General features: G+C 57.9%; 5 protein-coding genes. 2 read left to right on the top strand and 3 right to left on the bottom strand.

Annotation, left to right across the window (positions count from 1 at the left end):
• Positions 1–122: 122 nt before the first annotated feature.
• From AAC01S_RS17530 to AAC01S_RS17520, 3 genes are all read right to left on the bottom strand, one after another.
• The gene (locus tag AAC01S_RS17530; RefSeq protein WP_067625537.1) at positions 123–1,508 is read right to left on the bottom strand and encodes a sugar phosphate nucleotidyltransferase; all 1,386 of its coding nucleotides are present in this window, start codon (positions 1,506–1,508) and stop codon (positions 123–125) included.
• A gap of 79 nt (positions 1,509–1,587) precedes the next feature.
• The gene (locus AAC01S_RS17525) at positions 1,588–2,799 is read right to left on the bottom strand and encodes a D-alanyl-D-alanine carboxypeptidase family protein (protein WP_174520860.1); all 1,212 of its coding nucleotides are present in this window, start codon (positions 2,797–2,799) and stop codon (positions 1,588–1,590) included.
• Positions 2,800–2,859: 60 nt separating this feature from the next.
• A complete protein-coding gene (locus tag AAC01S_RS17520; RefSeq protein ID WP_067625534.1) occupies positions 2,860–3,354 on the bottom strand; it encodes a CcdC family protein in 495 nt (164 codons plus the stop codon).
• Positions 3,355–3,772: 418 nt separating this feature from the next.
• On the opposite strand from AAC01S_RS17520, the gene AAC01S_RS17515 reads away from it, so the two are divergent.
• Positions 3,773–6,982 (top strand): MMPL family transporter, encoded by a 3,210-nt coding sequence (locus AAC01S_RS17515; protein ID WP_067625532.1) that lies wholly within the window; start codon positions 3,773–3,775, stop codon positions 6,980–6,982.
• A gap of 154 nt (positions 6,983–7,136) precedes the next feature.
• Positions 7,137–8,033 carry an SDR family oxidoreductase gene (locus AAC01S_RS17510; RefSeq protein ID WP_067625529.1) on the top strand — a complete coding sequence of 299 codons (897 nt, stop codon included), beginning with the start codon at positions 7,137–7,139 and terminating at the stop codon, positions 8,031–8,033.
• Positions 8,034–8,518: the final 485 nt, after the last annotated feature.

The raw sequence follows: 8,518 nt of genomic DNA, 5'->3' as shown, positions 1-8,518 counted from the left end.
CCCTGGGCCGCTTATTTTCTCCATTCCATCCATCTTTGCACGAATAAGCGGCGGTGGACCGCTTATTCGCCCCGACACACGCCACCACGCCACCACGCTCCACACCACGCCCACACCGCCAACTAATTCGCAGTCGAATCCAGCATGGATCGCAACCCCTGCTCCAGCTCCGACCAAGTTAGGTACTTGCGTTCGATGTCCTCTTCAACCAACTCGCTGCCTCGTTGTACCTCGATAAACTGAAGCCCGTCGGTGGTTCGGATGGCGTGCCAGACGCCAGCGTCGACGCGAACGACATCTCCAGGGCCGACGAGGAACCGATCATGGCCTTTGACGACTTCGCCCTCGCCTTCGAGAATGGTCCAGATTTCCTCGCGGAGCGAGTGACGATGGTAGCTGAGGTTCTCGTTCGGGTAGAGTTGAATGCATTTGGTCAGGACTTCTGTTCCGTCGGACAAGGTCTGATAATCGAGCACCCGATATGTACCCCACTTGCGTTCTTCGTACATCGGCCGATTTTGCAGAGGGTTCACGACATCCTTCAAGCCGGTGCTCAGCGACTTGTCCGCGGCAAGGATGCCATCAGGCGTGGCGACGACGATCGCGTCGGAGAGTCCCAATGCCACGACGGGAATCCCCAACTCGTTGATCACGTGCGTGTCTTCGCTTTGCGAGGCAATGGCCCAGCCGACCGTCTTCCGTCCCATTTGCTCCGCCAGGGCCGGCCACGTGCCGAGATCCATCCAGGTGCCGTCGTACGGGTGCGCCACGATCGATGTCATCCGCTCGACAACCTCATAGTCAAAACTGCGCTTCGGGAAGTCCTGAAAACGTTGGAGAGAGGCTTCGTAGGAAGTCGGCAAGCGCCGCTCCTCGAGCAGACGCGTGATAGTGCCGGCGCGGAAGCAAAAGACGCCGCAATTCCAGAGCGCTCCAAGCTCGATGAGCGATGATGCGGTCGCAGTATCCGGTTTCTCGACAAAGCGATGAACGCGAAACGCGGCTGTCCCTGACGGGCGCGCTTCGGGGACGATGTAGCCAAATTTGCTTGTCGGTTCCGTTGGGCTCACGCCCATCAGGGCGATGTCGGCGCCCTCGGATGTCAGAAGTTCGCCCAGTGTTTGAATTTCCTTGAAGTAGTGGTCGTCGACGAAGTGATCGACCGGGCAAATGGCGATCGGCTCTTCCAGGCCGACACCGACGTGATCGACAAGGTACAGGACGGACATCGCAATCGCCGCAAACGTGTCGCGGCGCGCGGGCTCCTCAATCACGCTGACGTCCCCAATTTGGGCGTGAATGATCTCGGATTGCGCTCGCGACGCGCACACGTAGGCGTCCTGCTGCAAGCCGCACGCGCGCAACTGACGCCATACCCGCTGCAACATGGATTCAGGCGCGTCCTGCCCCTCGACGGGAAGAACGCGCAAGAACTGCTTGGACCGAATGTCGTTGGACATCGGCCACAAGCGTTTTCCAGAACCACCGCTCAAAAGTATCAGTTTCATAAAAACGCTCCTATGACTTCCTGTGACTAAGGAGATCGACCGTCTCCACGATCGAACTCCCATCACATTGGACGCTGGATCACAGACGTTTCAGGCGCCATGTCAGCGATGGCGCAGGCAGAGCTTGTGAGGTCCGGACAGGCAATTTCTGCGTTTGCTGACCCACTTGCACGTTCAGCGTGCCAACGGTCGATCCCGCCGCGATGGTGCTGCCCAACTTGGCGGGCTGGAACGTTTCGCGAATCTCCAGACCCGGCCAACCGACCATCGTTACGCCTTGGTTGGTCGACAAAGTGAGCTGGTTTGTCCAAGGCGCGTTCAACGTGCCGACGGTATCGCCCGCCCGCAGCACTTGGACCGGACGCAAAGCCGCCTGGGCGTCCTTAGCCAAAACGACGCCGTCGTTGAGTGCGGTATCCAGCTCCTGCAAACCCATTTGTCCCAAAACCGCGCCGACAATGAGAACCGTCTTCGTGCCAACCACCTTTTGTGCGGCAAACACGAAACATCCGCCAGCCTCCGAGGTACTTCCCGTCTTGCCGCCGATGATGGTGCCGTGGCCAATTTTGGAGTTCACGTTGTAGACCAAGCCCGCCACAGGAAGGTAAGCCTGCGCCTCAGCGACGACGGATCGAAATGTGGCGTTCTCCATCGCCCGCGAAAAGAGCTTCACTTGGTCCACCGCGTCGCTGCGGCTCTCGGGGGAATAGCCCGTGGCATCTGCGTAGTGCGTGTGGGTCAAACCCATTTGCTTGGCGGTCGCGTTCATCTCCTGGACGAAGTTTGCCTCCGAACCGTCGCACCACTTCGCGAGCAGAGAGCCAATATTGTTGCCCGAGGGAAGCAGGAGACCCTCCAACGCTTCACGCTCTGTCAGCTTCTCCCCAGCCTGGACCTTGACCACGGATTCGCTCTTGGCCAAGTCCTGTTTATAGATATCCACGTCCGCTGGGGTCACGGTGATGGAAGGCCCCTGTTGCCCCAGCGCCAGTGGATGCTTTTTCAAAACCAAGTAGGCGGTCATCACCTTGGTGACACTTGCAATCGGCACGGACGCTTGCGATCCCGATTGGCCAAAGCTGCCTATGCCAACAGCCGAGATAGCTGCTTGTCCCTGTTTGGGCCATTGAAATGTAGGAGCCGCACCAGGAACCCGCGAATTGGAGATGGTCGAGGCGAGTGTGACAGTTGGAACCGGTACTGGACGGACCAACTGGACGACAGGAATTGCGATGATAACGAGAACGACGACGATTGTGATGACCAATGCCCGGATACTACGCACAAACATCCTCCTATTGATAGCGACACAGAGATAGAGACTGTCGGATTACAAATGATCTTGTGGAAATTACAGCGTTTCGGCAACAGAACGCCCTTGTTGCTGGACGACGCGGCGATATTGCGCATACATGGCAATCCGCCACGGAACGAGCATTCCAAAAGCCAAACAGAAGAACAGTGAACCCGTTTGGTACACGTCCACATAGCGTTCGACAACGCTGTGCAAGACGATGCGAATCACCAGTAAGCCCAAGAGGATATAAATGAACGCTTTCGATCGCTTGAGATACACACCGTCTTCGGCCAAATAGAGTTTGGACGTGGCAATCAGGGGATAGCTGAAGACACAGCCCACCAGAAACGCCGCGATGGCATACTCAATCGGCTCGCGCGTAAATGGAAACACGTACATCAGGAAGCCCGTGCTCATCGCCACCGGCGGAATCAGGATCTTGCGAGCACTCGTGGGTCGTTTCCCAGCGCGGATGCGGATAAAGATCACCGTAAGTGCGAAGACGATGGCAATCCCGGATGCGACCAGCGTCGCAACTGAATTGTTCAACACGCTCCCCCCGCTTCAACGTTTCGAGAAGTTATCAAGTTATCTCCGCTTTCGGATAACTTGCTTCATAGGATTTAGGTTACGGTGAAAGTATACCATCAAAGATGAGTCCGATTGGTGAATGACGTCCTACAAAATTACGACAATCTAGATCCAAAATCAACCAAACGATCATGAAGCTCGCGCCGTCAGGCCAAAGGCTGCGTCAGCCCATCCAAGGCGGTTATCAGACATCAGTGCGATTTAGCGTGCGGTTCAAAATTTGTTCACCGCCCAGAACTTGACACCAACCATTTAACAACTAAATTATTCATTGTACCGTGAGATGACTGTTGTCGAGATAACTTTTGTTCTGACGATTGTTCTTGACCCAGTCACGTTGTCGCCGGATGAATTCGGCGCGTAGGGAGGGCCTGGTGTGTTCGATCGCTATGCTGCTTATATCCATCGATTTCGGTTTCTCATCATCGCGGCATGGATCGCCCTTGCAGTGGTCGTCCATGTTGCTTTGCCACAGCTGAATGCCGTGGTCGCCCATCACGATACAGATTTTCTCCCAAGTACATCATCCGTTGTCCAGGCACAAAACCTGCTCAACCAAGTCAATCCGAAACAAAAATCGGGCAGCACGGAAGTCGTCGCCATTTACAATCCGCACGGCTTGACAGCAAAGGACAAAAGTTATTTTGACAACACGCTAAGCAACTTGAATACCCATAAGACGAAGTACGGGGTCGAAACCGTTCAGGGCCGCTTCAATTCTGACGCCTCCGTCGCGAGCAAGTTCATCAGCAAGGATGGCACGGTCGAAATCGCGACCGTTGGCTTCCCCGGCGGTTCCGTCGACCAATCGACAGCAACGGCGCTGACCAAGGTCAAGACGGCCTTTGCCCATCCGCCAACAGATGCGACCGTGGTCTATACCGGCGATGCGCCGATCCAAAACGACAATATCACCATTTCCATGCGTGGCGCAGAGAAGACGGCAGGTGTCACCGTCGCGTTGGTGCTCGTGATCCTGCTCGTCGTCTTTCGCTCGATCGTCGCGCCTCTGTTAACGCTGCTGTCCATTGGCTTGTCGTACTTGATCAGCGCCAATGTCGTGGCTGCTCTGGGGAATCTCGGACTCCCTGTGTCCACGTTCACCAACACTTTTCTAATCGGTATCATCTTTGGCGCAGGCACCGACTACAGCATCATCGTCATGAATCGTTTCCGCGAAGAAACCGGGCACGGCTTGGCGCCCGCCGATGCACTCGCGGCCGCTTTCCGCGGCATCGGCAAAACCGTCGTGTTCAGCGCCCTCACCGTGTTTGTTTCGTTCGCCACGCTGTATTTCGCGAATTTCGGACTGTTTAAGTCAGCCGTCGGCGTTGCCGCAGGTGTCGGGATCACCCTCATCGCCTGCCTGACGTTCTTGCCGGCGCTCATGATGGCGCTCGGACGATTCGTGTTTTGGCCGCGAAAAGCGGCGACGTCCGCGAGCCACCGGCCTTCGCGAATATGGAATGCAACAGGCACTGTCTCGCTGAAGTACCCTTGGTGGACATTGCTGTGCCTGGCGCTCGTGCTGACGCCAATCGGCCTTCTGTTCACCAATTTGCGCACGTTCGATCCGACGTCTGACATTCCGACGGCGCCTTCCGTCAAGGGGTTGAACATCGTCTCGAAAGCGTTCGGCGCCGGACGGGTACTGCCAATGAACATCGTGATCAAATCGTCCAAGAACCTGCGCTCACCAGCAGGTTTAACGACCATTGAGAACGTCTCAAAGGCCGTGGCAAGCCTCTCGTTTGTCCAGGAAGTCGACAGCGCTACACGCCCGACTGGCACGGTGATCAAGGGCTTCCAACTGTCCAACCAGAATCAACAGGCGGCCAACGGTTTGGACAAAGTGCAACAAGGTCTCGACACCCTGGCGGGCAAACTGCCGAAAGGAAGCTCGGCCAATTCGTATTCGTCGACGGATCAACTGGCACAGGGTGCGAAGAGTGTCGCAAGCGGCGCAAGTCAGCTGCAAAGCGGGCTGCAACGAACCGCCGCGTCCAGTACGACATTGACCAATGGCGCCCAACAGGTCGCTTCGGGTGCGTCGTCCGTTGCCTCCGGCATATCGAAGACGTCGGCAGGAGCCAAACAGCTCGTCTCAGGCACCACACAACTTTCTTCAGGGCTGCAGAAGGCGTCACAGGGCGCTTCCAGCCTGTCGAGCGGCGCGTCCCAACTGTCCGGCTCCCTCGCAAGCGAAGCGAGCGCGACTTCGCAATTGGCCAACGCGATCGCGGCGTGGACAAAGACCCACCCGAGCGACGCCACCGATCCGAATTGGCAAGCGATTGTCAAGCTGGCCCAAGGCACTGCCAGCGGGGCATCTCAAGCAGCCAAAGGCGCGACGCAGCTATCGTCCGGCCTGAACTCGCTGTCTTCCTCACTCGGTCAATTGCAGAAAGGCGCAAACCAAGTGAACCAAGGCGCATCCCAGTTGGCGACCGCCACAAGCCAGCTCGCTGGCGCGACGTCCAAAGTGGCGAGCGGATCGAAGCAAGTTGCCTCTGGCAACCAGCAGCTTCAAGGCGGCCTGCAGCAGTTGGCAGGCGGCGCAAGTTCACTGGCAACCGGCACGGCAAAGGTGTCGTCCGGTGTCAATGCCGTGAACCAGAGCCTGCACAGTCTCGGCAAGAACCAAACGCAGTTGCACCAGGCCATCCAATCGCTCTCAAACGGTGTCGGAACGGTCTCGAAGGCGTTAAAGCAATCCGCCGCCGCGGAACAAACGGGCGATCCCGGGTTCTACGTCCCCGCATCCGCCGTGACTTCGAACCAGTCGCTGGTCAAGGCCTTGAACGCGTATATTTCGCCGGACGGGCGCGTCGCAAACATCCAGGTGATTTTGAAGACGAGTCCGTATTCCATGAAAGCCATTGACGAACTGCCGATCCTCGAGAACCAGGCCAAGGCGGCGTTCGCCGAAAGCCCGATTCACAGTGGGACGCTGATGTACGCCGGAACGACGCCGACTCAGGCGGAACTCAACAACACGTCCAACTCCGACTTCAAGCGGATGATGATCCTCATCCTCTGCTCGATCTTCGTGTTGTTGGTACTGCTGCTGCGATCCATTCTGGCCCCCTTGTACGTCATCATGTCGCTGACGGGGACGTACTTCGTGACGATGGCACTGCTCCAACTGTTCGCGGTACACGTCCTGGGCAAGGCCGGCATCAGTTGGACAGTTCCATTCTTCACGCTGTTGTTGCTCGTGGCGCTCGGCGTCGACTATTCCATCTTTCTCATGTCGCGCTTTGACGAAGAACTCCATCGCCGCGAAGGCATCAACATTCGCGGCGCCATGTTGCACGCCATGCGGAACATGGGCGGCGTCGTCTTCTCCGCGGCTGCCATCATGGCAGGAACCTTCGGTTCCATGGCTGTGTCGGGTGTCACGTCGCTCATCGAGATCGGCGTATCCGTCGTGATCGGCCTGGCTGTCTACGCGTTCGTCCTGCTCGCCTTCTTCGTACCTGCCTGCACATCCATCGTGGGACGCGCCCATTTTTGGCCGTTTGCCCGGACGTCTGAAGCGGATCGTTCCCTCTCGATCGGACCGACCGCCTCAGATCTTGAATAGCTTGCAACAGCTTGTAACCTCAGGCACAGCCGAATAGATTTCCGCCAGTCAACCAAGCTACAGGATATCGACAGCAGGCCTCATCGCGGCAGGCCCAGAACAAACCTCTGAGCCGCCGCGAATTCTGCTGCAATACGCTTGTGGAGGTTGCAAATTGGCACAACAGACGAAGACCCAAACTCCAGTTCAGACAAAGAACTTCCCAACGTCCTTCCCCGCACAACATCAGAATCAGCAGCCCGGGATCGAATCGGAAATGAACCCGCGTCCCGTCAGCGAAGACGCGGCGTACAAAGGCAGCGGCAAACTCCTCGACAAGGTGGCGATCATCACCGGCGGCGACAGCGGCATCGGCCGCGCGGTAGCGCTCGCCTTCGCCAAGGAAGGAGCGGACGTCGCAGTCGTGTACTTCAACGAACATGAAGATGCCGAGGAAACCGTGCGCGGTGTATCGGGGCACGGGCGAAAGGGTCTCTCCCTGCCGATCGATGTCGCCAAAGCGGAAGCCTGCAAGCAGGCCGTGGCGCAGGTGATGCAAAAGTTCGGGCGGATCGACATACTCGTCAACAACGCCGCCGAGCAGCACCCGCAAAACAGCATTCTCGACATCACGCCAGCGCAGCTCACACGGACGTTTGAGACCAACGTGTTCGGGTACTTTTACATGATCCAGGCCGCGCTGCCCCACATGAAGCCGGGATCGACCATCATCAACACGGCGTCGATCACGGCCTACGAAGGCAACGAAACACTGATTGACTACTCGGCCACCAAAGGAGCCATTGTCACGTTGACGAGAAGCTTGTCCAAGTCGCTCGTCAAAACAGGCATTCGCGTCAACGCCGTCGCGCCGGGCCCCATCTGGACGCCGCTGATCCCGTCGACAATCGACGCGAATCAAGTCTCCCAATTCGGCAGCGACACCCCCATGGGCAGAGCCGGGCAGCCAAGTGAACTCGCGCCAAGCTACGTATATCTCGCCAGCGACGATTCCTCTTACGTCAGCGGCCAAGTTCTTCACGTGAACGGAGGCAAAGTCGTCAACGGGTAAAGGTTGCGGAGTGGAGCTGGCGGGCCGGGTAAGGCGCGGTCGGGACGAGACGGGGACGGGGACGGGGACGGGGACGGGAGGGGACGGGAGGGGACGGGAGGGGACGGGGCGATTTAAGCGGCCCTGGGCCGCTTATTCGTGCGTTACTGAATGGAAGGTGGAAAATAAGCGTCCCTGAGACGCTTATTTCTCCGAAATCGGGTGGATCGGGGTGCCGCAGAGCAATTTAAGCGGCCCTGGGCTGCTTATTCACCGCATATGAGACCATTCGACACACTTAAGCGGCCCACGGCCGCTTATTCGGCGGAGCCACCGCTGCGCCGCCCCCACGCCGCCCCCACGCCGCCCCCGCGCCGCCCCGATCACGCCGTCCCACTCGTCGCAGATCGGGCGGAGCGAACGGAGTCAAGCAGAGCGATTTAAGCGGCCCTGGAACGCTTATTCGTGCGTTACTGAATGGAAGGTGTAAAATAAGCGTCCCTGAG

Source organism: Alicyclobacillus acidiphilus NBRC 100859, from assembly GCF_001544355.1.
GTDB lineage: Bacteria > Bacillota > Bacilli > Alicyclobacillales > Alicyclobacillaceae > Alicyclobacillus > Alicyclobacillus acidiphilus.
The sequence above is the reverse complement of the archived record's forward strand: the minus strand, read 5'-3'. Positions and strand labels throughout refer to the sequence as shown.

What these genes read in the sequence shown, in the direction of transcription:
- AAC01S_RS17525 (WP_174520860.1), bottom strand. Translation starts at nt 2,799, where the DNA reads ATGTTTGTGCGTAGTATCCGGGCATTGGTCATCACAATCGTCGTCGTT.
- AAC01S_RS17530 (WP_067625537.1), bottom strand. Translation starts at nt 1,508, where the DNA reads ATGAAACTGATACTTTTGAGCGGTGGTTCTGGAAAACGCTTGTGGCCG.